This is a genomic window from Sporosarcina sp. P29 (assembly GCF_002743265.1).
In the GTDB taxonomy this organism is placed as follows: Bacteria; Bacillota; Bacilli; order Bacillales_A; family Planococcaceae; genus Sporosarcina.
Genome location: NZ_PDYX01000152.1, coordinates 1 through 363, shown reverse-complemented (window position 1 = coordinate 363; position 363 = coordinate 1). Strand labels below are relative to the sequence as shown.

Below are 363 nucleotides of genomic sequence, written 5' to 3'. Positions count from 1 at the left end.
AAAATCCTCCACGACCAGTAAGCGAGTCTGGCTTTTCTACTTCTTTCAATCCCAATACATCACAATAAAAATGCTTACCTTCCGCTTCTGCATTTTTCGGAATTGTGATCTGTGCATGATGCAACCCAAGAATCATTTACCTCTCCCCCTATGTATTGATAACTTTGCATTTTCAATAATCTTGGCCGTATTGTTGAACGGGTGCAAATCCTTCTTCAAGAATCACACCCGGTTACCAAATTCCAATATATAGACTATCCTCCAAATCCAAACAAAACCATAAGTAACAGTGGTAAAACTAACCTAATAACAAGGAGAATTATTACTAAAAATCCAATGTATTTGAGAATGCCCTTCTCCTTT

General features: G+C 37.2%; 1 pseudogene. It reads right to left on the bottom strand.

Going from position 1 to position 363, the window contains the following annotated elements:
* A pseudogene (locus tag CSV68_RS16995) lies at positions 1–136 on the bottom strand (VOC family protein); the annotation flags it as partial.
* Positions 137–363 lie beyond the last annotated feature (227 nt).